The 25,162-nt window shown below is 72.0% G+C and carries 22 protein-coding genes; 15 read left to right on the forward strand and 7 right to left on the reverse strand.

The window, feature by feature from the left end:
- Positions 1-45 precede the first annotated feature (45 nt).
- Complete coding sequence (ligD, locus tag GWK25_RS28255; RefSeq protein ID WP_215454169.1) at positions 46-1,056, reverse strand: non-homologous end-joining DNA ligase; 1,011 nt, start codon at positions 1,054-1,056, stop codon at positions 46-48.
- Between the two features lie 111 nt (positions 1,057-1,167).
- On the opposite strand from ligD, the gene GWK25_RS28260 reads away from it, so the two are divergent.
- Positions 1,168-2,247, forward strand: a complete 1,080-nt coding sequence (locus GWK25_RS28260) for an ATP-dependent DNA ligase (RefSeq protein ID WP_215454171.1) — start codon at positions 1,168-1,170, stop codon at positions 2,245-2,247.
- A 3-nt stretch (positions 2,248-2,250) separates the two neighbouring features.
- Here the strand turns inward: GWK25_RS28260 and GWK25_RS28265 are convergent, their stop codons facing one another.
- Complete coding sequence (locus GWK25_RS28265; RefSeq protein ID WP_215454173.1) at positions 2,251-3,441, reverse strand: zinc-dependent alcohol dehydrogenase; 1,191 nt, start codon at positions 3,439-3,441, stop codon at positions 2,251-2,253.
- 168 nt (positions 3,442-3,609) lie between these two features.
- Between GWK25_RS28265 and GWK25_RS28270 the strand changes: the two genes are divergently transcribed.
- Entirely contained in the window at positions 3,610-4,620 is a 1,011-nt protein-coding gene (locus tag GWK25_RS28270; RefSeq protein ID WP_215457651.1) for a DUF3048 domain-containing protein, read from the forward strand.
- A gap of 110 nt (positions 4,621-4,730) precedes the next feature.
- On the opposite strand, the gene GWK25_RS28275 is transcribed toward GWK25_RS28270, so the two are convergent.
- Positions 4,731-5,189: a MarR family winged helix-turn-helix transcriptional regulator gene (locus tag GWK25_RS28275; protein ID WP_215454175.1), complete on the reverse strand. Its 459-nt coding sequence runs from the start codon at positions 5,187-5,189 to the stop codon at positions 4,731-4,733.
- A 514-nt stretch (positions 5,190-5,703) separates the two neighbouring features.
- On the opposite strand from GWK25_RS28275, the gene pcaH reads away from it, so the two are divergent.
- Genes pcaH through pcaD form a run of 4 tightly spaced genes read left to right on the forward strand, consistent with a single transcriptional unit; the run spans position 5,704 to position 9,547 of the window.
- The gene (pcaH, locus tag GWK25_RS28280) at positions 5,704-6,477 is read left to right on the forward strand and encodes a protocatechuate 3,4-dioxygenase subunit beta (protein ID WP_215454177.1); all 774 of its coding nucleotides are present in this window, start codon (positions 5,704-5,706) and stop codon (positions 6,475-6,477) included.
- Positions 6,478-6,483: 6 nt separating this feature from the next.
- On the forward strand, positions 6,484-7,089 hold the full coding sequence (gene pcaG, locus GWK25_RS28285) for a protocatechuate 3,4-dioxygenase subunit alpha (protein WP_215454179.1): 606 nt from the start codon (positions 6,484-6,486) through the stop codon (positions 7,087-7,089).
- Positions 7,086-8,417 carry a 3-carboxy-cis,cis-muconate cycloisomerase gene (pcaB, locus tag GWK25_RS28290; RefSeq protein WP_215454182.1) on the forward strand — a complete coding sequence of 444 codons (1,332 nt, stop codon included), beginning with the start codon at positions 7,086-7,088 and terminating at the stop codon, positions 8,415-8,417. The genes pcaG and pcaB overlap by 4 nt, the downstream gene beginning before the upstream one ends.
- Positions 8,414-9,547, forward strand: coding sequence for a 3-oxoadipate enol-lactonase (pcaD, locus tag GWK25_RS28295; protein WP_215454185.1), 1,134 nt, complete (start codon positions 8,414-8,416; stop codon positions 9,545-9,547). The genes pcaB and pcaD overlap by 4 nt, the downstream gene beginning before the upstream one ends.
- A gap of 108 nt (positions 9,548-9,655) precedes the next feature.
- Here pcaD and GWK25_RS28300 read toward each other — a convergent pair whose 3' ends face one another.
- Positions 9,656-12,328 (reverse strand): AAA family ATPase, encoded by a 2,673-nt coding sequence (locus tag GWK25_RS28300; protein WP_215454187.1) that lies wholly within the window; start codon positions 12,326-12,328, stop codon positions 9,656-9,658.
- A 508-nt stretch (positions 12,329-12,836) separates the two neighbouring features.
- Here GWK25_RS28300 and GWK25_RS28305 point away from each other — a divergent pair.
- The gene (locus GWK25_RS28305) at positions 12,837-13,868 is read left to right on the forward strand and encodes a DUF2510 domain-containing protein (protein WP_215454189.1); all 1,032 of its coding nucleotides are present in this window, start codon (positions 12,837-12,839) and stop codon (positions 13,866-13,868) included.
- Positions 13,869-14,026: 158 nt separating this feature from the next.
- On the opposite strand, the gene GWK25_RS28310 is transcribed toward GWK25_RS28305, so the two are convergent.
- Complete coding sequence (locus GWK25_RS28310; protein WP_215454190.1) at positions 14,027-14,641, reverse strand: TetR/AcrR family transcriptional regulator; 615 nt, start codon at positions 14,639-14,641, stop codon at positions 14,027-14,029.
- A 230-nt stretch (positions 14,642-14,871) separates the two neighbouring features.
- Here GWK25_RS28310 and GWK25_RS28315 point away from each other — a divergent pair, with 230 nt between their 5' ends.
- Together GWK25_RS28315 and GWK25_RS28320 are read left to right on the forward strand one after the other, a co-directional pair.
- The gene (locus GWK25_RS28315; RefSeq protein WP_215454192.1) at positions 14,872-15,669 is read left to right on the forward strand and encodes a phosphatase PAP2 family protein; all 798 of its coding nucleotides are present in this window, start codon (positions 14,872-14,874) and stop codon (positions 15,667-15,669) included.
- Positions 15,666-16,655: a DMT family transporter gene (locus GWK25_RS28320; protein WP_215454194.1), complete on the forward strand. Its 990-nt coding sequence runs from the start codon at positions 15,666-15,668 to the stop codon at positions 16,653-16,655. The genes GWK25_RS28315 and GWK25_RS28320 overlap by 4 nt, the downstream gene beginning before the upstream one ends.
- Positions 16,656-16,986: 331 nt before the next feature.
- On the opposite strand, the gene GWK25_RS28325 is transcribed toward GWK25_RS28320, so the two are convergent.
- Positions 16,987-19,032, reverse strand: a complete 2,046-nt coding sequence (locus GWK25_RS28325) for a phosphocholine-specific phospholipase C (RefSeq protein WP_215454198.1) — start codon at positions 19,030-19,032, stop codon at positions 16,987-16,989.
- A gap of 285 nt (positions 19,033-19,317) precedes the next feature.
- On the opposite strand from GWK25_RS28325, the gene GWK25_RS28330 reads away from it, so the two are divergent.
- The 3 genes from GWK25_RS28330 to GWK25_RS28340 are packed head-to-tail and all read left to right on the forward strand — an operon-like array spanning position 19,318 to position 21,526.
- A complete protein-coding gene (locus tag GWK25_RS28330) occupies positions 19,318-20,382 on the forward strand; it encodes an aromatic ring-hydroxylating dioxygenase subunit alpha (RefSeq protein ID WP_215454201.1) in 1,065 nt (354 codons plus the stop codon).
- Positions 20,379-20,576 carry a hypothetical protein gene (locus GWK25_RS28335; protein ID WP_184901854.1) on the forward strand — a complete coding sequence of 66 codons (198 nt, stop codon included), beginning with the start codon at positions 20,379-20,381 and terminating at the stop codon, positions 20,574-20,576. The genes GWK25_RS28330 and GWK25_RS28335 overlap by 4 nt, the downstream gene beginning before the upstream one ends.
- Positions 20,573-21,526 carry a PDR/VanB family oxidoreductase gene (locus GWK25_RS28340; protein WP_215454202.1) on the forward strand — a complete coding sequence of 318 codons (954 nt, stop codon included), beginning with the start codon at positions 20,573-20,575 and terminating at the stop codon, positions 21,524-21,526. Before GWK25_RS28335 ends, GWK25_RS28340 begins: the two co-directional genes overlap by 4 nt.
- Here GWK25_RS28340 and GWK25_RS28345 read toward each other — a convergent pair.
- Entirely contained in the window at positions 21,477-22,361 is an 885-nt protein-coding gene (locus GWK25_RS28345) for an IclR family transcriptional regulator C-terminal domain-containing protein (RefSeq protein WP_215454203.1), read from the reverse strand. The two genes, GWK25_RS28340 and GWK25_RS28345, sit on opposite strands and share 50 nt — an antisense overlap.
- Positions 22,362-22,598: 237 nt before the next feature.
- Here GWK25_RS28345 and GWK25_RS28350 point away from each other — a divergent pair, with 237 nt between their 5' ends.
- Genes GWK25_RS28350 through GWK25_RS28360 form a run of 3 tightly spaced genes read left to right on the forward strand, consistent with a single transcriptional unit; the run spans position 22,599 to position 25,113 of the window.
- On the forward strand, positions 22,599-23,567 hold the full coding sequence (locus GWK25_RS28350; RefSeq protein WP_215454204.1) for an ABC transporter substrate-binding protein: 969 nt from the start codon (positions 22,599-22,601) through the stop codon (positions 23,565-23,567).
- Positions 23,564-24,337 (forward strand): ABC transporter permease, encoded by a 774-nt coding sequence (locus GWK25_RS28355; protein WP_215454205.1) that lies wholly within the window; start codon positions 23,564-23,566, stop codon positions 24,335-24,337. Before GWK25_RS28350 ends, GWK25_RS28355 begins: the two co-directional genes overlap by 4 nt.
- Complete coding sequence (locus GWK25_RS28360) at positions 24,334-25,113, forward strand: ABC transporter permease (RefSeq protein WP_215454206.1); 780 nt, start codon at positions 24,334-24,336, stop codon at positions 25,111-25,113. The genes GWK25_RS28355 and GWK25_RS28360 overlap by 4 nt, the downstream gene beginning before the upstream one ends.
- Positions 25,114-25,162 lie beyond the last annotated feature (49 nt).

Below are 25,162 nucleotides of genomic sequence, written 5' to 3' on the forward strand. Positions count from 1 at the left end.
TGGGGAACGTCGGTGGCCCGTACCCGCGCCGGGTGCGGGCCGCCGTCACGCCTTCTTCGCCCTGCTCGGCTGCACCCGCTTCGGCTCGCCCGGCATCTTCGGGTACTCCGGCGGATACGGCAGGTCCCCCAGCCCGTGGTCGTGTTCGTCCCGCGCCGCCAGCTCCAGCAGCGCCTCCAGGGAGAAGGCGTGCTCGTCCATGTCGGCGTGGACGTCACCGACCTCGGCGAACCGCCCCGGCATCGTCCCCAGGTCGAAGTCGCGCGGTACGGCGACCCCCACCTCGTCCCAGGTGAGGGGCGCGGAGACGGGGGCGTGCGGACGGGGGCGTACGGAGTAGGCGGAGGCGATGGTGCGGTCGCGGGCGGTCTGGTTGTAGTCGACGAAGATCTTCGCGCCGCGTTCCTCCTTCCACCAGGCCGTGGTCACCTGCTCCGGCATCCGGCGCTCCAGTTCACGGGCGACGGCGATCGCCGACCGGCGTACCTGGGTGAAGGTCCAGTCGGGCCGGATCGGTACGAAGACGTGCAGGCCGCGGCCGCCGGAGGTCTTGGGCCAGCCGCGCAGACCGCCGTACTCGTGCAGGACCTCCCGCAGCTCGTGCGCGGCGCGGACCGCGTCGGCGTAGTCGGTGCCGGGCTGCGGGTCGAGGTCGATGCGGAGTTCGTCGGGACGGTCGACGTCGACGCGGCGGACGGGCCAGGGGTGGAAGGTGAGCGTGCCGAACTGGGCGGCCCAGACGACGGCGGCCACCTCGGTGGGGCACATCTCGTCCGCACTGCGGCCGCTGGGGAAGGTGATGTGCGCGGTGGGGATCCAGTCGGGCATGTTCTTGGGGGCCCGCTTCTGGAAGAAGTTCTCGCCCGTCACGCCCTCGGGGTAGCGCTCCAGGGTGGTGGGCCGGTCGCGCAGGGCCCGCAGGATGCCGGGGCCGACGGCGATGTAGTACCGGGCGAGGTCCAGCTTGGTGAAGCCGCGCTCCGGGAAGAAGATCTTGTCCGGGCTGGACAGCCGTACCGTCCGCCCCGCCGCCTCCAACTCCACCGCTTCACCCATGCGAGCCACGGTAGGCGGAAGGTTCGCATGCCGCATACCGGGACCTTTCGCTCGCCGACGGCTCGGAAGTTCGCCGCGCGGCTGCTCCCCGGCGGTCGCAGAATCGGAGGCATGGATCTTCCGGTGATGCCGCCCGTGAAACCGATGCTCGCCAAGTCCGTGGCGAAGATCCCGCCGGACATGCACTACGAGGCGAAGTGGGACGGGTTCCGGGCGATCGTTTTCCGCGACGGGGACGAGGTCGAGCTCGGCAGCCGTACCGGCAAGACGCTGACCAGGTACTTCCCCGAGCTGGTGGCGGCCCTGCGGGAGCGGCTGCCGACGCGCTGTGTGCTGGACGGCGAGATCGTGATCGTCCGGGACGGGCGGCGGCTGGACTTCGACGCCCTCACCGAGCGGATCCACCCCGCGGACTCCCGCGTCCGGATGCTGGCGGGGACGACCCCGGCCTCCTTCATCGCCTTCGACCTGCTCGCGCTGAACGACGAGTCGCTGCTCGACGTCCCGCTCACCGACCGGCGCGCCCTGCTGGAACTCGCCCTGGCCGGGGTGAGGGCCCCGGTGCACCTCGCGCCGGCGACCACGGATCGCGAGCTGGCCGAACAGTGGTTCGAGCAGTACGAGGGGGCGGGCCTGGACGGGGTGATCGCCAAGCCGCTCACCCTGCTCTACCGGCAGGACGAGCGGGCCATGTTCAAGATCAAGCACGAGCGGACGGCGGACGTGGTGGTCGCCGGGTACCGCTTCCACAAGAGCGGACCGGTGGTCGGCTCGCTGCTGCTGGGCCTCTACGACGACGGGGGCACGCTCCAGCACATCGGCGTGTGCGCGGCCTTTCCCATGAAGCGGCGCGCGGAGCTGGTGCAGGAGCTGGAGCCGCTGCGGCTGGAGGACGTCCGGGAGCACCCCTGGGCCGCCTGGTCCGAGGAGGCGGCGCACGAGACGGCGCGGCTGCCCGGCGCGCCGAGCCGGTGGTCCACGAAGAAGGACTTCTCCTGGGTGCCGCTACGCCCCGACCACGTCGCCGAGGTGGCGTACGACCACATGGAGAACGGTGTCCGTTTCCGCCACACGGCCCGCTTTCGGCGCTGGCGCCCGGACCGCACGGCGGAGAGCTGCACCTACGCGCAGTTGGAGGAGCCGGTGAACTACGACCTGGCGCGGATCCTCGGCCCCGGCCCGAACCGGTGACGCTCAGGGCTCCATGAGCACCTTGACCGCGCCGTCCTGCTTGCGCTGGAACATCTCGTAGGCGTGCGGGGCGTCGGTGAGCGGCACCCGGTGGGTGGCGAAGTCGTCGACGCCCAGGGGGTCCTCGTCCGTGAGCAGGGGCAGGATGTCGTCGCTCCAGGTACGGACGTTGGCCTGGCCCATGCGCAGCCGGATCTGCTTGTCGAACAGGGTGAGCAGGGGCAGCGGGTCGACCTTGCCGCCGTAGACGCCGGAGAGGGAGATCGTGCCGCCGCGGCGCACCAGGTCGATGGCGGTGTAGAGGGCGGCGAGCCGGTCCACGCCGAGGCGTTCCGTGAGCCGTGAGCCGACGGCCCGGGGCAGCAGTCCGGTCGCGTTCTGGGCGAGCCGGGCAGCCGCGCTGCCATGGGCCTCGGTGCCGACGGCGTCGATCACGGAGTCGGGGCCGCGGCCCGCGGTCCGGTCCCGGATGGCGCCGACCAGTTCCTTCTCGCTGTCGAAGTCCCTGAGGTCGAAGGTCTCCACGCCCCGCTCGCGCGCCCGGCGCAGCCGCTCGGGGACCAGATCCACCCCGAACACCTGCTCGGCTCCGCGCTGGAGAGCCACCCGGCAGGCCATGTCGCCGATGGGTCCGAGGCCGAGCACCGCGATGCTGCCGCCGGGCGGGACGTGCGCGTACTCGACCGCCTGCCAGGCGGTGGGAAGTACGTCGGAGAGGTAGAGGAAGCGGTCGTCGGGCGGCCCCTCCGGCACCTTGATCGGTCCGAACTGGGCCTGCGGGACGCGCAGGTACTCGGCCTGGGCGCCGGGGACCGAGCCGTACAGCCGGGTGTAGCCGAAGAGGGCCGCACCCATGCCCTCGCCGGTGCACTGGGTGGTCTCGCACTGGGTGGGGAGCCCGGTGAGACACATCCAGCAGCTGCCGCAGGCGATCTGGAACGGTACGACCACCCGGTCACCGGCCGCCAGATCGGGGACCCCGGCACCGACCTCCTCGACGATTCCCATGGGTTCGTGGCCGAGGATGTCGCCCGGCGTCATGAACGGGGTGAGCACCTCGTACAGGTGCAGGTCGGAGCCGCAGAGTCCGGTGGAGGTGATCCGGACGATCGCGTCGGTCGGCTCCTTGAGCACCGGATCGGGCACGGTCTCCACCCGCACGTCCCGCTTCCCCTGCCAGGTCACTGCCTTCATCGCGCCCACACTCCGTTCCGATGCCTCGGTCAGCAGGTTTTCGCCCGAGTACCCGACCCCTCACCCCCGAACCAGTCAGAAACAATCCACTATGGCCATTCATAAACAGATAAGTGCACAATCAGATGCATCATGAGCGAGATGAGCGGCATGAGCCGGATGGCGGGGATGGGCGGGATGGGCATGGGGCGCAAGGGGGCCCGGACGCGGCGGGCCCGCCGCGGTGCGACCGCGGGGGCGCTGCTCGCCGCCGTGGTCACGGGCACCCTGCTGGCGGGCTGCACCACCACCGGTGGCGACAACGACGACGAGCGGGGGCAGGGCAACGATCGCCGGGACGACCGGACCAGCGCCCCGCCGGCCGGATCCGTGCTCGCCGTGAAGATCGACAACGTCTCCGCCGCCCGCCCCCAGACCGGCCTCGACGCCGCGGACATCGTCTACGCCGAGCAGGTCGAGGGCGGCCTCAGCCGGCTGATGGCCGTGTACGCCACCCGGTTCCCCGAGGTGGTCGGACCGGTGCGCAGCGCCCGCGAATCCGACCTGGAGCTGCTGCGCCAGTTCGACGAGCCGACCCTGGCCTTCTCGGGCGCGCAGAGCAAGCTCCTGCCGCTGATCGGCGGGGCGCCCCTGCACGCGAAGACCCCCGAGGACGCCGGCGCCGCCTACTTCCGGGGCGACGAGAAGCCCGCGCCGCACAACCTGTACCTGCACCCCGGGAAGCTCCTCGGTTCCCCGCCCGGCGCCGACGCCCTCACCACGGGTTTCCGCTACGGTCCCGCCCCGGCGGGCGGCACCCCCGAGGACTCCCGCACCGTCCGCTATCCGGCCGCCCGCTTCACCTTCACCTGGTCCGACGACAGCCGCCGCTGGCAGGTCTCGATGGACGGCAGACCGACGGTCACCACCGACGACGTCCGCGTCGCCCCGGCCACGGTGGTCGTCCAGCACGTGACCGTCCGCGCGTCGCAGTTCCGCGACTTCCTCGGCAACAACACCCCGTACACGGAGACGGTCGGCTCGGGCCGCGCCGAGGTCCTGCGGGACGGCAAGGTCTTCGACGCGGACTGGGAGCGGAGGGCGGCGACCGACGGCACCCGGTTCACGACGACGGACGGCGAACCGATGAACTTCGCCGAGGGTCAGGTATGGGTGGTGTACGCCGCCGACCGCTCGTAGCCGAGCGCCTGCCGGAAATGGCGGCATCCAGGGCGGAACCCCTGGCGCGGCCGACGCAACGCCTGCCGGAGCCGGCGGAGCGCTCGGCGGAGCCGGCGGGCTCGGCGGAGCTAGCGGAGCGGTGCCTCCGCCGGGCTGCGCAGCTCCTCCGCCGCGTCGGCCACCCGCCGGATCAGCTCGAAGAACACGCCCTGCTCCTCCGCCGACAGCGGTGCCAGGAACACCTGGTTCATCCGCGCCGTCCGCACCGTGAGCCTGCGATGGGTCCGCAGCCCGTCGTCCGTGAGCCGCAGCAGGAAGCGTCGCCCGTCCTGCGGATCGCGCACCTTGTCGAGGAGCCCCCGGCGCCCGAGCCGGCTGATGACCTCGGACATCGTGGACCGGTCGAGCCCCACCCGCTCCCCCACCGTGCGCTGGTCGAGCCCCGGTTCGGCGACGAGGGTGTTGAGGACCGCGAACTGTGGCGAGGTGATCTCCTCGGAGACCATCACGTTCCACAGCAGATAGTGGGCCTGCTGCAGCCGTCGGGCCAGGTGCCCGGGGTGGGTGGAGAGGTCCACCGCGGCCATGTGCGCTCCTCGAATCGGGTTCACCAACTCATCCGTGCACTGAACGATACCCGCCGCGCCTCGGCGTCTGTCCATACGGCGTACGGATCCGACCTGGCCTTTTGCGCAGACCTTGACGAAGAAGCCGACGAGTGGCAGCGTGAAGGAAACTTCACCCAAATGCTCAGTGCCCTGATTAACTGGTCACCGGGTGCGCGGACGAGATGGGGCCTCACGGATGGACAAGGTGGTCGCCACAGCCCTGGAGGCGGTGGCCGATGTGCCGGACGGCGCGGCGCTCCTCGCGACCGGCCGGAACCGTCGCGCACCAGCCGGCCCGCAAGGGATCGGGCGTCGGTGTCGCCATGCTGTGCTTCGGCGCGGGGCGAGGACTCGCCCTCGTTCTGGAGCGCTGAGCCGTCTCTGCGGCTGCCGGCCGTTCGTCGCCGGTCGCGCAGTTTCCCGCGCCCCTCGGGCGCGCCGCACCCATCCCGCCTTTTGACATGAACGTCAGGAACCCCCAGGGACACCACTCATGACCCTCACCCAGCACGACATCGACCAGGAAATCGCCGCCGAACACGCGGCCTACGAGAAGCGGGTCGCCGACGGGGCGCCGGTGGAGCACCATCCGCGCCGCGACTACACGCCCTACCGGTCCTCGGTGCTGCGGCACCCGAAGCAGCCGCCGATCTCCATCGACGTCACCAAGGACCCGGAGCTGGTGGAGCTGTTCTCCCCCGCCTTCGGGGAGCGGGACATCACCGAGATCGACAACGATCTGACCCGGCAGCACAGCGGCGAGCCGATCGGTGAGCGGATCACGCTCACCGGCCGCCTCCTCGACCGCGACGGCCGCCCGCTGCGCGGCCAGCTGGTGGAGATCTGGCAGTCCAACTCGGCGGGCCGCTACGCCCACCAGCGCGAGCAGCACGACGCGCCGCTGGACCCGAACTTCACCGGCGTGGGCCGCACGCTGACGGACGACGACGGCCGTTACCACTTCACGACCATCCAGCCGGGCCCCTACCCGTGGCGCAACCACCTCAACGCCTGGCGGCCGGCCCACATCCACTTCTCGATGTTCGGCACGGCGTTCACCCAGCGGCTCGTGACGCAGATGTACTTCCCGAGCGACCCGCTGTTCCCGTACGACCCGATCATCCAGTCGGTCACCGACGACGCCGCCCGGCAGCGGCTGGTCGCGACGTACGACCACAGCCTGTCCGTGCCGGAGTTCTCGATGGGCTACGTCTGGGACATCGTCCTCGACGGGCCGAAGGCCACCTGGATCGAAGAAGGGCGCTGACCTGCCATGACGAAGATCGACACCAGTCGCCCGGAGACGGTCCTCCCGACCCCCTCGCACACGGTCGGGCCCTTCTACGGGCACGCCCTGCCCTTCCCCGGCGGCGACGACATCGCTCCCCTCGGCCACCCCGACACCATCTCCCTCCAGGGCCACATCCTGGACGGCGAGGGCAACCCGCTGCCGGACGCCTTCCTGGAGCTGTGGGGTCCCGACCCGGACGGCAACGTCCCCCGCGTCGACGGGTCCATGCGCCGCGACGCCGCGAGCGGTGGCTTCCTGGGCCGCAACGGCGTGGAGTTCACCGGCTGGGGCCGCGTCCAGGCCGACGCGAGCGGTCACTGGACCGCGCGGACACTGCGGCCCGGCGCGCGCGGGCGGAACGCACCCTACCTCAGCGTGTGCGTCTTCGCCCGGGGCCTGCTGGTCCACCTGTTCACCCGGATCTACCTGCCGGGCGACGACGCCGCACTGGCCGCGGACCCACTGCTGTCCCGGGTGGACGAGGCACGCCGGGGCACCCTGATCGCCGAGGACCGGGGCAACGGCACCTACCGTTTCGACATCCGCCTTCAGGGCGAAGGCGAAACGGTCTTCCTGGAGTTCCAGTGACTTCTGCCGACGCCGACACCGGTCTGCTCTCCCCCGGGTGGGCCGGTTCCCCGGCCGCGGCCGCGACGAGCGACACCGCCCATCTGCGGGCGCTGCTCGACGCCGAGGCCGCGCTGACCCGCGCCCAGGCCGCGCTGGGGCTGGTCCCCGCCGCGGCCGGGCCCGCGGTGACCTCGGCGGCGGACGCCGCGACCCCGGACGTACGCTCCCTCGCGGAACGCGCGCGCGGCGGCGGCAACCCGGTGATCCCGCTGGTGGCGGACCTCACCGAGGCGGTCGGCCCGGAGTACGGTCCGTACGTGCACCGGGGTGCCACCAGCCAGGACATCATGGACACGGCGACGATGCTGGTCGCCGCGCGCACCCTCGACCTGGTCCTGGCCGACCTCGGCCGTGCCGAGTCCGCGCTGGCCGCGCTCGCCGCCGCGCACCGGGACACGGCGATGCCGGGCCGCACCCTGACCCAGCACGCCGTGCCCACGACCTTCGGTCTGAAGGCCGTCGGCTGGCGCTCACTGCTCCTGGACGCGCGGGACCGGCTCGCCGTCGTACGGGCGACGCTGCCGGCCCAGCTCGGGGGCGCGGCAGGCACCTTGGCGGCGTTCACGGTCTTCGGGGCGACCGACACCCAGGCTCTGACCGACGCCTACGCCCGTGAACTCGGCCTCCACGCACCCCAGTTGCCCTGGCACACCCTGCGCACCCCGATCGCGGATCTGGCCGGCGCGCTGGCGTTCACCGCCGGCGCCCTGGGGAAGCTCGCGGTGGACGTGCTCACCCTGGCCCGTACCGAGATCGCGGAGGTCGCCGAGGGCAGCGGGGGCGGTTCGTCGGCGATGCCGCACAAGGCGAACCCGGTACGGTCGACGCTCATCGCGGCGGCGGCCCGGCGGGCACCCCACCTGGCGGCGACGCTGTACGGGGCGTTGGCGGCCGAGGACGAGCGGCCGGCCGGGGCGTGGCACGCGGAGTGGGAACCGTTGCGCGAGCTGCTGCGGTTGGTAGGGGGCGCCGCCCGCGACGCGGTGGAGCTCACGCGGGGACTCCGGGTGAACCCCGACGCGATGCGCCGGCACCTGGACCTCACCCACGGGCTGATCGTCTCGGAGCGGCTGGCCGCCGAGCTGGCGCCCGTGCTGGGCCGGGCCCGCGCCAAGGCACTGCTGACCCGGACCGCCGAGCGCGTCTACACGGAGGGGCGCTCGCTGGGCGAACTCCTGGCCGAGGAGCCGGAGTTGAAGGACCTCGACCTCGCGGACCTCACGGATCCCACCCGATACACCGGCTCCGCCGGATCCCTCACCGACCGTGCACTGGAGCGACGTTGACCGACAAGCTGCTCAACCACCGCGCGGAAGGGCCGACTTCCGCTCCCGCCCTGCTGCTCGGCCCCTCTCTCGGAACGTCCACCAGGCTCTGGGACAAGGTGGCGCCCGAACTGTCGATCACGCACCGGGTGGTCCGCTGGGACCTGCCGGGGCACGGCGACTCCTCCGCCGGGCTGATCGGGCCGGGGGCGACGGTGGCCGACCTGGGCGCACTGGTGCTGGGCCTGGCGGACACGCTGGGTCTCGAACGGTTCGCGTACGCGGGGGTCTCCCTGGGCGGCGCGGTCGGTCTGTGGCTGGCGGCGCACCACCCGGAGCGGGTCTCCTCCCTGGCCGTGCTCTGTTCCTCGGCGCACTTCAACGGTGCCAAGCCGTGGCGGGAGCGGGCGGAGCTGGTGCGCCGGGAGGGGCGGCAAGGGCTGGCCGGGCTCGCGGAGACGGCCGACTCGCGGTGGTTCACACCCGGGTTCACCGTGCCGGAGCTGGTGGAGGACCACCGCCGGGCCGACCCGGAGGCGTATGCCGCGTGCTGCGACGCACTCGCCGCGTTCGACATGCGCGAGGAGCTGGCCGGGATCACCGCGCCCACGCTGCTCGTCGCCGGGCGGCAGGATCCGGCGACACCGCCCGCGCATCTGCGGGAGATCGCGGACGCGGTGCCCGGGGCGACGCTCACCGAGATCGCGGGGGCGTCGCATCTCGCCCCTGCGGAGCGGCCGGAGGCCGTACTGGCCGCGCTGCGCGGGCACTTCGACGGGTACGCGCGGCGCGGGATGGAGGTGCGGCGCCAGGTGCTCGGCGATGCGCACGTGGACCGCGCCCAGTCCCGGCAGACCCCCTTCACGGCCCGGTTCCAGGACTTCATCTCCCGCTACGCGTGGGGCGAGATCTGGACCGATCCGACGCTGTCGCGCCGCGAACGCAGCATGATCACACTGACCGCGCTGATCGCCCACGGCCACTACGACGAACTGTCCATGCACATCCGCGCGGCCCGCCGCAACGGCCTCACCCCGGAGGACATCGCCGCCGTCCTCCTCCAGTCGGCGGTCTACTGCGGCGTGCCGGCGGCGAACTCGGCGTTCGCGGCGGCGCAGCGGGTGCTCGCGGAGGAGGAGGGGCACGACTGACCGGGCCACGGGCGGGACTTCGCGTCGAGACCGCGTCGAGAGCGCGTGATCGCGGACGGGACGTAGTGTCGAGGCGCCCGGTCGCGGACACCCGCCCCGGCCCTCGCCCTATCCGAGCCGGGCGAGTTCCTCCCGTGCCTGCCTGACCAGTCCGTCGGCACCGCAGGATTCGGCGAGCGTCAGCCCCCGGTTGAGTTCGGTGACCGAGCGGGCGGCGGTGCCGTACTCGACGCGGGCCGCGGCGTGCTCGTACGCGGAGGGCGATGCCGCCAGGTACGTGACCGCCTGGGCGTAGAGGGAGACGGCCTTGCGGCCGGTGGTGAGGGACGCCTCGACGCGCAGGGCCTCGCCGATGGCGGTGTCCGTACCGAAGCGTTCGGCCCGGCGACGGACGTTCGCGGCGAGTTCGGCGGCGCGGCGCGGGTCCTCGGCGGCGAGGGCCCGTGCGAGGGCGCTGCCCCAGGCGGCGGAGACGGGGTTGTGGTGGCCCCGGGCCGCCGTCGCCTTCTCGGCGGCCTCCAGTTCGTTGATGCCCTCCTTGGTGCGCCCCATGGCGAGCAGCAACCGCCCTCGTACGGAGCGCGGTTCGGGCAGCACGATGGTGGACGGGTACGGCGGCGCGAAGTTGTACTGCTCGGCGATCGCCCAGGCCTCGTCGACGTGGCCGCGCACGAGCAGCGTGTCGACGAGATTGGAGGTCGTGGTCCAGAACAGGGGCAGTCCCCGGCCCACTCCCTCGGCCAGCACGAGGGACTGCCGAAGCGAGGCCTCGGCGTCCCTGAGCCGGCCCCGCATGCGGTGGCCGAGCCCGACGTAGGCGTGGGCCAGCGCGAGATGGCCTCCGCTCCAGCCGGCGCACTCGTAGGTGCGCAGGGCTTCGGTGTACAGGCTCTCGGCCCGGTCGAGACGGTCCGCGTAGGCGTACGCGGTGGCCAGCATCAGGAGCAGTTCGATGCCCCACTCGGTGTCGGTCCAGCCGAGTCCGGGCGCGAGGCGGCCGTTGACGAGGGCTCGGTCGCAGAACTCGACCACCTCCTCGGCGTTCTCGCCCCGTGTCATCGCGTCGAAGCCCCGCAGGATGAGCAGCGCGCGTTCGGAGTTGTCCCGGCCGGTGCAGGTCGCCGCGAGGGCGGCGAGTTCCTGGGAGTGGGTCGGCGGGAGTTCCTCGCCGGCGTGGACGCCCTCCCACATGTAGCGCGCGGCCTGCAGCCGCATCCGGGAGGGTCCGGGGTCCAGTCGGCCGATCTCCGCGTCCAGCGTGCGAACGGCCTCGTGCAACTGGTCGTTGTGGAGCAGCACCTGGGAGAGGCGGAAGACCGCGTCCACGCGCTCGACGCTGTCGAGGCCCGGCTCGGCGAGTGCCGAGCGGAGGTATTCGATCGTGGTGGAGGGCGAGGTAAGGAGGGTGGCGCAGCCCAGTTCGTAGAGCACGCGGACCCGGACGTCCGGCTGCGGCGGCTCCTTCAGGGCACGCTCCAGACAGCGACGGGCGGCCTCGGGGGCACCCACGGCCAGATGTTCCGCCGCGGCGGCACGCAACTGCTCGACCAGCTCGGCCTCGCCGTCCGGGTGTACCTCGATGAGGTGGCGGGAGGCCGCGGCGGCGCCGCGCCCGGATTCGGTCACGGCCGTCGCGGCGACCCCGTGGAACGCGGTGCGGATGCCCGACGGGATCGAGTCGTAGACGGCGGTGGCGATCAGCGGGTGGACGAACTCCAGGTCCCCGGCGTCCGCCTGACGGTTGGCCGGATCCGGCTCGGTGAGGATGCGGGCCGAGGTCAGCAACTCGGCGCACTGCGCGGCCGAGGCCCGGGGCAGGCTGGCGAGACGGGCCACGATGTCGACGGTGATCCCGGTGTGGAGGATGGCCGCGGCCCACGCGAAACGGGTGGCCTCGACCCCCAGTTCCTCGAGGCGGGCGACGAGGCCGGTGCCGCGCGCCGAGCGGTTCAGGTCGCGCAGTTCGCCGGCCGAGTCCTCGACCGGCTCCAGTCCGCAGTCCTTCACCTTGGCGAGCAGTTCGACGGTGTTGTACGCGTTGCCGCCGGTGACCGCCCACACCTCGCGGCAGAAGGGGTCGTCGGCGTGCCGGCCGAGCGTGGCGCGGGTGAGCCCCGCGGTGGCCTTCGGGGTGAGGGCGTGGAGGGTGGTGACGGGGCGGGCCTTGGCGGCGATCCGGCTGAGGTGGCGAGCGCGTTCGCCGGTGGCCTCGCCGGGCCGGCGGGCCACCACGACCAGGACGCACATCTCGGTCAGCCGGTCGGCCAGGGTGGACAGCCAGTGCAGCGTCTCCTGGTCGGCCCAGTGGATGTCGTCGATCAGCAGGACGAGCGGCCAGGCTCGGCGCACGAGGCGGTTCACGGCGGCGACGAGGCCCTCGCACACGCCCTGCGGGTCCGCCTGGCCCTCGCCCGGTTCGGCCAGCCCGAGGGCGGGTCCGGCGATGTCGTACCAGTCGCCGAGGTACTCGCGGGTCTCCTCCTCCATCAGCCCCATCAGTCCGGGCTGCAGCAACTGCCGTACGACGTGGAAGGGAACAGAGGTGACGGTCTCGCCGCCGCGTGCGTACCAGACGTGGCAGCCGCGCTCCTCGGCGATCCGGCGGGCCTCGGTGAGGAGCGCGGTCTTGCCGACGCCCGCCTCACCGGTGAAGACCAGCACACTGCCGGGGGACGCCTTGTCGACGCAGAGTTCGTCGATCGCCTCCGTGACGGCGGTGATCTCCGCATCGCGCTCCCACAGGGAAGCCGAGGCTGCCCCGTCGGGCCGAGCCTCCGTCATTCCGCTACCTCCCCGTGTCGCCCAAAACGATGCACAGGTCATTGAGCGTAGCCCTCTGGCAGCCGAAGTGGAGGCCGGTCGGAGTACGTATGGCCATGTCGGGTGACACCGGGCAACAGGGTGGCGACGCATCCAGCCGCCCACCTGGCGCGTTGAAGGTGATGGGCGGTCAACTTCCCGTGTCGGACGGCCGGTTTCCCGGTCGCCGGTGACGGGCCGCACCCACCCCGCGAAGGAGACGGCATGAGCGCGCCCCGCCCCGCCCCGGGGCCCCGTCCCGTGCGGGCCGGAGGATCCCGCAGGGCCCTGTACGCGGGGGCCGTGCGGGATCCTCATCGAGTGGTACGAGCGGGGTGTGCTTGCCGTCCTGCCGGTGCCGGGCACGCCCCCACAGCCGGCGCCGTCCGCCCTCCCGACGCTGCCGGCCTCGGTGGACCTCGGCGAGCCGCTCGCCGTGAATATCCGCCCCTCTCATCCGGTTTTCACTCCGGCCTCATACGGTTGCCCCATGACGCAGGTGACTCCTCCCGGCTGGTACCCCGACCCCGGCCAGACAAGTGACGCGCCCGCCACCGAGCGCTGGTGGGACGGCAAGGCGTGGACGGACCAGATCCGCCCCGTCGCTTCGGCCGCGGGGTTCGGTCCGCCGGCCTACCCGCCGGGCGCCGGGCCCTACCCGCAGGGGCCCGGGGGCCACCCCGGCCACCCCGGCTACCCGACCCCGGCTCCCACCCCCAGGCGCGGCCTGCGTACCGGGATAGCCGTGGCCGTGGCCGCCGCGGTGCTGGCCAGCATCGGCGTGGGCGTGTACGCGCTGACCAGCAACGACGGTGGCAGCGATGGCAGTGCGACGTCCCAGGGACCCGGCGGGCAGAACGGCGGGCGGGGCGACGACGGCGGCCAGGGCGGACCGGGCGGCAACTCCGGCGGCCAGGGCGGCTCCGGCGGCTCCGGTGGTCAGACGCCGACACCGGACAGGCCTGAGCAGCCGCCGCAGGAGGAGGGGTACGCCACCGACACGACCAGCGGCATCAGCATCCCCGTGCCCGAGGGCTGGGTCACCTCACCGTTGCAGGTCGGGGCTCAGGTGACGACCGAGGCGTCGTACGACTGCCCCGCCGACCCGACGAAGACGTGCACGCGCGGCGGCGCCTACTCGACACCCGCCGAGCTGCTGAAGCTGAAGGCCACGACGGCCGAGGCGGCCGCCAAGGAGGACATCGCCCAGGCCGCCGAGGACGCCTACGGCACCGAGGGGTACGGGAAGATCACCTCGCACGAGGAGCTGGCCTCCGAGGCGGTGACCGTGGCCGGCGAGAAGGGCTACTACGTCCGCTGGAAGGTGATCACGGGCAAGGGTGACGACGGCTATGTCGAGTCGCTCGCCTTCCCCTCCCCCGCCGACTCCTCACGGCTCGTCGTGGTCCGCTTCGGCATCGACGTGAGCGACAAGGCTCCCGAGCAGTCGGTCATCGACGAGATCACCAAGGGCATCAAGAAGGCGTCGATCAGTGGGGGCGGCAGCGGCCAGGACGTGTGAACCACCTCCGTCCGGCCCCCGCGGAAACGGTCGGCCGGGTGGGATTCCTCTCCGCTCCAGAGGAACCCCACCCGGCCGGGGTTACGCGCCGCCCCCGTCCCCACGGTGCGGCGCGATCAGGTCGTCGTCCGGTCGGTTCACGGACGGCGGCCTGAGCCCTACACGAGGCCGAGCGTCGGGAGCACGGCCGCCTCCATGAACTTGATGATGTACGTCTCGTCCGCGTCCCGGCCCTCCAGCACCGGCCGGGCCCGCAGGACACCGAAGATCTGCGCCGGGACGAACTCCAGGGCCGGGTGGTCGGCCGGGACCTCACCCCGTGCCACCCCGCGGGCGATCATCGCCCGGAGCGCGTCGATCTCCGGCTCCACCAGCGCGTCGCGCAGGGCCGCCTTCAGCTCCTCGTCCTGCACGGCCGCATGGCCGAGGGCTTGCAACAGCCGTCCCTCCAGAACGTAGCCCTCCCCGGCGTGCCGGGCCACCTCACGCAGGTCCCCGGCGAGGGTGCCGGTGTCGATGCCCGCGAAGCGGACACTGCGGCGCGCGCGCAGCGCGGCCGCCACGAACTGCGGTTTCGTCCGCCACTGCCGGTAGAGCGTCGACTTGCTGCACCGGGTGCTCGCGGCGACTCCCTCCATGGTGACCGAGTCATATCCGCACTCACGGATCTGTTCGAGCACAGCGTCGAAGAACTCCTGCTCGCGCTCGGGCGTGAGCTTGGAGCGGCGCGAGGCGACGGCCGTCTCCGGCCCGTCCGCTGCCTGCGACGTCATGACTCGTGTCTCCTTCGGTCGTCCCCGTGCCGAAAGGCCTGTCGAAACGCCACTGTACCGGAACGGCCCCGTATCGGTACAGTGTCGTATCGATACCCCACCGTTTCGGTACAGTGCCGTATCGGTACACTCTCGTATCGGTACCAGCGCGTATCGGTACGTCGCCGTATCGCTCGTCTGTGCCGCCAAGGGAACCAGCGCCACCAGCGCCGTCAGTGAAAGGGCCGGGGATGGAATGCCGCACCGCGCCTGCGGAAGAGCCGGCCGCCGCGATACCGCGACCGCCCCTCGTCCGTGAGTTCCTGCTCGTCGCAGGGCTCTTCCTCGTCTACAAGTTCGGCCGGCTGCTGGCCGACGGGCACACCGCCGAGGCCTTCCGCAACGCCCACGACCTGTGGGGCTGGGAGCGCGCCCTGGGACTGCCGGGTGAGGGCTCCGTGCAGTCCGCGCTGCTGCACGGCGATCTCGTCCACATCGCGAACGTCTACTACGCGACCGTCCACTTCCCCGCGACCGCGGCCTTCCTGGTCTGGCTGTACCTGCGGCGCCCCGGGCACTACGTCCGGGCCCGCCGGGTCCTCGCCGCGCTCACCGCCGCCGCGCTGCTGCTGCATCTCGCGTTCCCGCTGGCCCCGCCGCGGATGCTGGACAGCGCGCACCTCATCGACACCGGACAGGTGTACGGGCCGACGGTCTACTCGGCGACGCCGGCGACCGACTCGCTGGCGAACCAGTTCGCCGCGATGCCCTCGCTGCACTTCGGCTGGGCCCTGATGGTCGCGGTCGGTCTGATCGCCGCCACCCGCTCCCGCCTGCGCTGGCTGTGGCTCCTGCACCCCCTGGTGACCCTGGTGGTGATCGTCGGCACCGCGAACCACTACTGGCTCGACGCGATCGTCGCCGGTGTCCTGCTGGCCGCCGCCCTCGCCGTGATCCGGCTTCCGCACCGCACGGCCACCACCGCCGGGCAGCGCTCCGGCGCCCTCGTCCCGACCGCGGAACCCCTCCTGGTCGGAGCGGGACGATGAACGCCACCCTCGTCGCCGTCGCCCTGTCCCTGGTCTCCGCCGTCGCCTACGCGGCCGCCGCCGTGACCCAGGAGCGGCTCGCCGCGCGCGGCACCGACTCCGGCGTACGGCGGATGCTCGCCAGTGGTGCCTGGTGGGGTTCGGTCGCGCTGAACGCGGGCGCCGCGCTGCTGCACGTCGTCGCCCTGAAGTACGGCCCCCTCACGGTCGTGCAGCCGCTGGGAGCGCTCACGCTCGTGGCCGCCGTGCCGCTCGGCGCACGGGTGGCGGGGCGGCGGGTCACCGCGGCGGAGTGGCGGGGCACCGCGCTCACGCTGGCCGGTCTCGCCGCGATCCTGGTCGCCGCGTCCGGCCCCGCCCCGGACGACGTGCTGAGTCTGCCGGAGGCCGTCGCCGTGGCCGGCGCGACCGTCGCCCTGGTCGGCCTGCTCTCCCGGCCCGGCGCCAGGCCCGGACTGCGCCACGCCGGTGCCTCCGGCATGGCCTCGGGTGTCGCCTCCGCGCTCACCCAGACCGTCACGGTCGCCGCGACGGACCGCTCGGGGTCCCTCCTCGACGTGGAGGTCGTCGTGGTGGCCCTGCTGGTCGCCGCGTTCGCCGTGGGCGGGCTGCTGCTCTCCCAGACGGCGTACCGAGGGGGTCTGGGGGCGCCGCTCGCGGTCGTGACCCTGTCGAACCCGCTGGCCGCCGCCGTCATCGGCCTCTCCCTCCTCGGGGAGGGGCTGCGGGGCGGGACGGCGGGGGCGCTGCTCGCGGTGGCGGGGGCCGTGGTGGCGGCGCGGGGTGTGGTGCTGCTGACCCGGGCGACACCGGAGGCCGGGATCCGGCCGACGGTTCCGTCCCGGCCCTCGGCCCCCACGCCTGCCGAGGACGACCACCCGGTGGCGGCCGTCCTGGCCCTGGGGCCCCACCGGGCCCCGACGGAACCGTCGTTGCTGCCCCGTCGACCGGGCTCGCCGTCGCCTGGACACCTCACCCCTCTCTGAGCCGGGGCGGGGGGCGCTCACCGGCGCCGGCAGGGTGCCGCCTGCGCCCGCCCTCCCCCACTCTCGACTTCGCTCGAGCGGGAGGCGCCCCCATCGCCTCAGCGGCACGACTGCCCGCAGCTGAGAGCCGCCGCGCGACCCGGTGGGCGCGGACGCGGTGGCGATGGTCGGCGGGCACGGGACCAGTGGGCGCGGACGCGATGAACGCGAGCGCAGTGAATGCGGACGCGTCCCTCGGGCCGCAGCCGCTCAAGGGGCGCGGGGAACTGCGCGATCAGCCACCTACGACCGGTGGCCACCCGACCGCGGATCCCCCGCGCTACGGGGCGTTCTACCTCCACCCCAACGCCGGATCACTCACCCCGCCCCGCCCGTTCTCCACGTGCCCGGCGAACCTCCGGAGGAACCCCCTCTCGCCGGTGACCGTCAGGTCGTACCACCGACGGCTGGACCGGAGATCCACGACCTGCCGGACGCTCGCCCCGGCCCGCACCCGAACCGTGCGGGACCGCCCGCCGTACGCGCTCACGACCTTCAGACTCACCGCGGCGGACCCCTTGTTGGTGAACGTCAGCACCACGTCGTCGCCGACGTGGCGCGCGGTGACCTCGGGCCCGCGCGTGGTCCCCGGCCCCTCGAAGACCCGCAGGAACCCGTTCGGCCCGTGCACCGTCAGCTCGTACGCGCCCCCGGAGGCCGCGGAGTCCCACGTGTCCGACACGGTCCGACCGGCCCCCGTGGTGTACGTCCACGGTCCGTCCGTACGGTTCCCCGAAGTGACCAGGAACGCCGCACCCGCCCTGTCGCCGGAGGCGAACGTGAGGGTGAGGGTCCCGGCCTTCGGATCGGCCGAACCGTCCACCCGGGGCGCGTACTTCAGCGGCCGGGCGGGACGCAGCCCCCGTTCCTGCCTGGGCATGCTCGGGTCCGCCGGGGCGGTCGGCCGGTAGTCGGGGTGCCGCTCCCGGTCCGGCGGCTCGTACGCGTCGGTGTCCGGCAGCGCGGCGGGCCGGCTGTCCTTGCGGGAGAAGTCGAACGCGGAGGTCAGGTCACCGCAGACGGCCCGCCGCCACGGCGAGATGTTGGGCTCGCGCACCCCGAACCGCCGCTCCATGAACCGCAGGATCGAGGTGTGGTCGAGAGTCTCCGAGCAGACGTAACCGCCCTTGCTCCAGGGGGAGACGACCAGCATAGGAACGCGCGGGCCGAGCCCGTAGGGGCCGGCGACATGGGTGGGGCTGCCCGCGAAGAGGTCCGGACCGACCTCCACCGTCGACTTGCCGCGGGAGGCGTCGCGCGGCGGCAGCGGCGGCACGAGGTGGTCGAAGAAGCCGTCGTTCTCGTCGTACGTGATGAACAGCGCGGTCCGGGCCCAGACGGCCGGGTTGGAGGTGAGGGCGTCGAGGACCTGGGAGATGTACCAGGCGCCGTAGTTCGAGGGCCAGTTGGAGTGCTCGGAGAACGCCTCGGGCGCGGCGATCCAGGAGATCTGCGGCAGCTTGCCCGCCTTGACGTCGGCTCGCAGCAGGTCGAAGTAGCCGTCGCCGGCCTTGACGTTCGTGCCGGTCCGGGCCTTGTCGTACCAGGGGTCCCCGGGCTTGGCGCCCCGGTACTTGTTGAAGTAGAGCAGCGAGTTGTCGCCGTAGTTGCCCCGGTAGGCGTCGGCTATCCAGCCCCAGGAACCGGCCGCGTCCAGGCCGTCGCCGATGTCCTGGTAGATCTTCCAGGAGATCCCTGCCGCCTCGAGCCGTTCGGGGTAGGTCGTCCAGTCGTAGCCCACCTCGTCGTTGCCGAGGACGGGGCCGCCGCCCTTGCCGTCGTTGCCCGTGTGTCCCGTCCACATGTAGTAGCGGTTGGGGTCCGTGGAGCCGATGAACGAGCAGTGGTAGGCGTCGCAGACGGTGAACGTGTCGGCGAGGGCGTAGTGGAACGGGATGTCCTCACGCGTCAGGTACGCCATCGTCGTGGTGCCCTTGGCCGGCACCCACCTGTCGTACTTGCCGCCGTTGTAGGCGGCGTGCCCGTCGGGCCAGCCGTGCGGCAGGCCCTCCAGGAACTGCATGCCGAGATCGTCGGCCTCGGGGTGGAACGGCAGCACGTCCTTCGTGCCGTCCGACTGATGCCACACGCTCCTGCCGTTGTCCAGCGTCACCGGATGCGGGTCGCCGAAGCCGCGTACGCCTCTGAGCGAGCCGAAGTAGTGGTCGAAGGACCGGTTCTCCTGCATGAGGACGACGATGTGCTCGACGTCCTCGATCGTGCCGGAACGATGGTGCGCGGGCAGTGCCGCGGCCCGCTCGATACTGGCCGACAGTGCGCTGAACGCTGTAGTGGCGCCCGCGACCTGGAGGAATCGCCGCCGGTTGACTTCAGGCATGGGTGGATGACCTCTTGTCCTGACGTGGTGCGTCGGATGTGACCTGCGCGCAAGGAATGGTCCAAGAGGAACGAACGACGGGGAAGGGTCCGTGGCGCGGGTGTGACGCGGCGGGGGCCGCCTCACGAACAGCGTCGGGCGGGTGCGTCACGGCCGGGCAAAGCGGTCCTTCCGTCTGACGGAAGCGGTATTGCCCGGGGTCGTGCGCGGTCTGGAATGTGGGGGCACGCGGAGTGACGTGGCTCCGCTCACAGGGTTCTCAGTGTTCTCAGGGACGGGATCGCCATGCCTCACATGACCGCCTTCGCCAGGAATCAGTGGTATGTCGCCGCCTACGCCGAAGAGGTGGGGCGGGAGCTGCTGGGCCGGACGATCCTCGGTGAGCCGCTCGTCTTCTACCGGACGGAGGAGGAGGGGACGTCCGTCGCACTGCACGACCGGTGCGTGCACCGCCGGTACCCGCTGTCGAAGAGCGGGCTGGACGGGGACCGCATCGTGTGCGGCTACCACGGCTTCACCTACGACACGACGGGCGCGTGCGTGTACGTGCCGGGGCAGAAGCGGATCCCGCGGACGGCCCGTGTGGCCTCCTACCCGGTGGTCGAGCAGGACTCGCTGATCTGGGTGTGGATAGGCGACCCGGCGCTCGCCGACCCGCAGAGCATCCCGCGCGCGAAGCACCTGGCCGCCCCCGGCTGGACGACCGTGCGCGGTATGGAGCCGATCGACGCCGACTACGGGCTCCTCGTCGACAACCTGCTCGACCTCTCCCACGAGACCTATCTGCACGGCGGCTACATCGGCACCCCCGAGGTCGCGGAGACGCCGATCACCACCGAGGTCGACGAGGGCGCCGGTGTCGTGCGGGTGAGCCGGCACATGGACGACGCCGAGTGCCCGCCGTTCTACGCGAGGTCGACCGGCATCGAGGGACGCATCACCCGCTGGCAGGACATCGAGTACTTCGCCCCGTGCCTGTACCTGCTGCACAGCCGGATCGCGCCGGTGGGCGTGCTCCCCGAGGCGGACGGCAGCGACCCGAACGGCTTCCACACCGAGATCACCTACGCGATCACCCCGTCGTCGGACGGCAAGGTGTACGACTTCTGGATGGTCTCCCGGGACTGGGCGACTGAGGACGACGAGGTCACCGAGTTCCTCAGGGGCAACAACCACACGGTCGTGATGCAGGACGTGGACGCGCTGAACCTGCTCCAGGAGACGCTGGGTTCCGAGCGCACCGGCTACCAGGAGCTGAGCATCAACATCGACACCGGTGGTCTGGCCGCCCGCCGTATCCTCGCCCGGCTGGTCGAGCAGGGGGAGAAGCCGGTGGAGAAGGTCCAGTGAGCACACCGCCCACCTTCCGGACCGGAGAGGTCTACCGCATCGCCTGGCTGCCGGGCACGGACATCCTGCACGGCACCTGCCACTGCGGGCGCGAGCACACCGCGCAGGACCCCATCGAGATGTGGGAGTGGATGCTCGCCCACCCGCAAGGACACGAGCCGCAAGGCACGGAGCCGCAAGGAAACACCTCATGACCTCGTCCTCCACCTCGTCCGTCCACGAGGTCGAACTCATCGTCGACAGCCGGGAGTTCGTCGCCGACGGCGTGCTGGCCCTCACCCTGCGGCATCCGCTGGGCGAGGAACTCCCGCTCTGGGAGCCGGGAGCGCACATCGATGTGCTGCTCGGCCCCGGGCTGGAACGGCAGTACTCGCTGTGCGGCGACCCGGCGGACCGGCACACCTGGCGGATCGGGGTGCTGCGGGAGCCCGACGGTCGCGGCGGATCGGCGTACGTGCACACGGAGTTGGCGCGCGGCGACAAGGTCCGGGTGCGCGGCCCGCGCAACAACTTCGCGCTGGAGCCGGTGCCCCGCTACCTGTTCGTGGCCGGCGGCATCGGCATCACCCCCATCCTGCCGATGCTGGCCGCCGCCGAGGCGGCGGGCGCTCAGTGGTCGCTGCTGTACGGCGGACGCAGCCGTGCGTCCATGGCGTTCCAGCAGGAGTTGGCCGTGTACGGGGACCGGGTGACGGTCGCCCCGCAGGACGAGAGCGGACTGCTGGACCTCGGGTCCGTGCTGGACGGGCTGCCCGAGGGCACCCTCGTCTACTGCTGCGGTCCCGGACCGCTGCTCGACGCGGTCGAGGAGCGGTGCCCTGGCAAGGCGCTCCGCATCGAGCGGTTCCGGCCGAAGGAGCAGGAGACCGGCCCGGACGGGGAGTTCGAGGTCGTGCTGGAGCGGACGGGGAAGACGGTCACGGTTCCCGTCGGGGTCTCCGTGCTCGACACCGTGCGGGCCGCCGGGGTCGAGGTGCTGTACTCCTGCACGGAGGGGACGTGCGGGACCTGTGAGACGGACGTCCTGGAGGGCACCCCGGACCACCGCGACTCGGTGCTCAGCGACGAGGAGCGCGCGGCCGGGGAGACCATGCTCATCTGCGTGTCCCGCTGCCAGGGCTCACGGTTGGTGCTCGACCTGTAGGGGCCGCCGGAGCCGGGGGCCACGGCTCGCGCCCGGCCCGCGGCCGCCCCGTCACGCACAGGTCCGCCTCGATCCCGGCGACCGTGGCGAGCAGATGGGGCAGCAGGCCGCGCCGTACCGCCTCCACGGAGGTGCGGCCGGCGTGGACGGGGATGTTCACGGCGGCCACCACCTCGCCGTCCCGGTCCCGCACCGGGGCGGCGACCGAGCGGAGCCCCTCCTCCAGTTCCTGGTCGACCAGGGCGTACCCCTGCCGTCGTACGCGGCGCAGCTCGGCCCTGAGCCGGTCGGCGGAGGTGAGGGTGCGCCGGGTCAGGGGGACGAGGTCGGCGCGGGCCAGCCGGGCGTCGATCTCGTCGTCCGGCAGGTGCGCGAGGATGACCCGGCCGACCGAGGTGACATGGGCGGGGAAGCGGGTGCCCACGGTGATCGTCGCGGTCATGATGCGGCTGGTGGGGACCCGCGCCACGTACACGATGTCGTCGCCGTCGAGGACGCACAGCGAGGACGACTCCCCGACCCGCTCGACCAGTCGCTCCAGATGGGGTTCGGCGAGGTCGGGCAGGGTGAAGCTCGACAGGTAGGCGTAGCCGAGTTCGAGCACGCGCGGGGTCAGCCGGAAGAGCCGGCCGTCGGTGTGGACGTACCCGAGGTCGACGAGTGTGAGCAGGAAGCGGCGGGCGGCGGCCCGGGTCAGTTCGCAGGTCCGGGCGACCTCGCTGAGCGTCATCGCGGGATGCTCCGCGTCGAAGGCCCGGATGACCGCGAGTCCCCGCTCGAAGGACCGGACGAAGTGCGCTTCGCGGGCCGCGCCGAACGGGTCTCGATCGGGCATCGTCGCCTCCTGGCAGACGCACGGAGACGCCCGGCACGTGCGCTCCGTACGCACGGCGGTGCGCCTCGTACACACGGTGGTGCGCTCTGCGCACGCTAAGAGCACCCTTCTGAAGGTGTCAACAACCTTGCACAGCAGGGGCATTGACCCGAGCGCACAGACGTTCTACGTTCGCGCTGTGCACTGCCGTGCGGTCTACGCACATGTTGCCGAGCACCTGTCCCACTAGGGGGAGCCATGCGTCGTCTGCCCATCGGCCTCGCGGCCGGCGCTCTGTTTCTGGCCGCCACGGGCTGCGGTTCGTCCGACTCCTCGGGGTCGGGCGGGGCCGGCGCGTCCGGCGGTACCACCACTCTCAAGGTCGGCGTCATTCCCATCCTGGACGTCGCTCCGGTCTACCTGGGCCAGAAGAAGGGCTTCTACGCCGAGCGCGGCATCAAGCTCGAGCTGACGCCCGCTCAGGGCGGGGCCGCGATCGTGCCCGGAGTCGTCTCCGGCCAGTTCCAGTTCGGGTTCAGCAACACGACGTCGCTGCTGGTCGCCCAGTCCAAGAACGTGCCCGTCAAGGTCGTGGCGAACGGTGTGGCGTCCACGGCCGAGAAGGGTGCCGACTTCTGCGGCATCACGGTGAAGAAGGACAGCCCCATCAAGTCCCCCGACCAGCTGGAGGGCAAGAAGGTCGCGGTCAACACGCTCAACAACATCTGTGACACCTCGATCAGGGAGTCGATCCGCAAGGCCGGCGGCGACCCGTCGAAGGTCGAGTTCGTCGAGTTGCCCTTCGACCAGATGCCCGCCGCACTCGACAAGGGCCAGGTCGACGGGGCCTGCACCCCGGAGCCCGCGCTGGCCACCGTCAAGGCGGCCGGCGGCCGGTCCATCGCGTCGAACTTCTACGACGTGGACCCGAACCTCACCGTGGCCATGTACTTCACCTCCCAGCAGTACGCCCAGAAGAACCCGGAGCTGGTGAAGAAGTTCCAGGAGGCGACGGTCGAATCCCTCGAGTACGCCGACAGCCACCCCGACGAGGTCCGCGAGATCCTCACCACGTACACGAAGATCCCGAGCGACCTGCTGGACAAGCTGACGCTGCCCCACTTCCCGGCGGAACCCGACCGTGCCTCCATCGAGCGGCTGGCCGAACTGGGCGTGCAGGACGGTCTGTTCGACAAGGTCCCGGACCTGGACGAACTGCTGCCGTGAGGACGGGCAACACCGCACTGGGCGCGGCCGGCCTCGTGGGGTTCCTCGCGCTGTGGGAGGCGGCCCCCCGGGTCGGCGTCGTCAAGGACGCCTACTTCCCGCCGGTCAGCCGGGTCGCCGGCGCCCTCGGCACCGAATTCGCCGACGAGACGTTCTGGACGGCGCTCGGCGACACCCTCACCGGCTGGTCGGTCGGGCTCCTGATCGCCGTCACCGCCGGGGTCCTGGTGGGCGTCGTCATCGCCGTCGTGCCGTATCTGCGCGAGGCGACATCCTCCACGATCGAGTTCCTGCGCCCCATCCCCTCGGTCGCCCTGATCCCGCTGGCGGTCCTGCTGTACGGCAGCGAACTGCGGTCGGTACTGCTGCTGGTGGTCTACGCCTCCTTCTGGCAGGTCCTGATCCAGACCCTGTACGGGGTCCAGGACGTCGACCCGGTCGCCGAGGAGACCGCCCGCTCCTACGGCCTCGGTACGTGGGCGCGGATCCGCCACGTGCTGTGGCCCACCGCCCTGCCGTACGTCATGACCGGCGTCAGGCTGGCCGCGTCGGTGGCGCTCATCCTGGCCGTGACCGCCGAACTGGTCATCGGAGCGCCGGGGTTGGGACAGCGCATCTCGGTGGCGCAGACCTCGCAGGCGGTGCCGGAGATGTACGCCCTGGTGGTGGTCACCGGGCTGCTGGGGCTGCTCATCAACGTGGGGGCGCGGACGGTGGAGCGGCGGGCGCTGGCCTGGCACCAGTCGGTGCGCGGGGAGGTGGCGGTGTGAGCCGTGTCCTGCTCCGGTCGCTGTTCGTCGTCGCCCTTCCCGCCGTCCTGGTCGGCGTGTGGTGGCTGGCGTCGTACGACAGCACCGATGTGTACTGGCCGCCGCTGCGCACGATCCTCGCCACGTTCCCGGACGTCTGGACGGCCGAGCGGCTGCGCGCCGACGTCCTGCCCAGCCTCCTGCGCCTGAGCGCGGGGTACGCACTGGCGGCGGTGGTCGGTGTGGCGCTCGGGACGGTGATCGGCTCCTACCGGCGGGTGCGGGCGGTCTGCGAGCCGGTCCTGGAGTTCCTGCGGGCGGTGCCGCCGCCCGTCCTCGTCCCGGTCATCATGCTGTTCGCGGGCATCGGTGACACGATGAAGATCGCCGTGATCGCGAGCGGCTGTGTCTGGCCGATCCTGCTCAACACGGTCGAGGGAGTCCGCGCGGTGGACTCCGTGCTGAGGGAGACGGCACGGGCGTACGGCATCACGGGCGCGGCGCGGCTGCGGAATGTCGTGCTGCGCTCGGCGAGCCCGCAGATCTTCGCGGGTCTGCGCCAGGCGCTGTCCATCGGCATCATCCTCATGGTCATCAGCGAGATGACGGCGTCCAGCAACGGACTGGGCTACACCATCGTCCAGTTCCAGCGCGGTTTCGCCGTCCCCGACATGTGGACCGGCATCCTCGTCCTCGGTCTGCTGGGGTTCCTGCTGTCCGTCGTTTTCCGGCTGGTCGAGCGGCGTGTGCTGGGCTGGTACCACGGTCTGCGCGCGTCCTCCCGGCGGTCGTGGTGACCGGCGGTCGTGGTGAAGCGGGTCGTGGTGAAGCGGTCGTGGTGCAACT

It is taken from the genome of Streptomyces sp. ATCC 21386 (assembly GCF_018728545.1).
GTDB lineage: Bacteria > Actinomycetota > Actinomycetes > Streptomycetales > Streptomycetaceae > Streptomyces.